This window comes from Leifsonia sp. SIMBA_070, assembly GCF_046534635.1.
GTDB lineage: Bacteria > Actinomycetota > Actinomycetes > Actinomycetales > Microbacteriaceae > Leifsonia.
The window spans coordinates 1-229 of sequence record NZ_JAWRYK010001084.1 but is presented as its reverse complement, the minus strand read 5'-3'; the positions used below and the strand labels follow the sequence as shown (position 1 = coordinate 229).

Below are 229 nucleotides of genomic sequence, written 5' to 3'. Positions count from 1 at the left end.
AAACACCCGCCTCCGCGCCGAGGCGGTTACGATCGGATACGACCGCGCGACGATCGCCGAGGACCTCACGATCGGGGTTCCCGACGGATCCTTCACGGCGATCATCGACCCGAACGGCTGCGGCAAGTCGACATTGCTGCGAGCGTTCGCGCGCGTGCTGAAGCCGTCCGCAGGGCAGATCCTCCTCGAGGGGAAGTCGATCCATTCGGTGCCCACCAAGGCGCTCGCC

At 66.8% G+C, this 229-nt stretch carries 1 protein-coding gene; it reads left to right on the top strand.

What is annotated here, in order from left to right:
- Window positions 1-229, top strand: a 229-nt coding sequence (locus SB754_RS23485; RefSeq protein ID WP_410784635.1) for an ATP-binding cassette domain-containing protein, incomplete at both ends; no start/stop codon positions are given.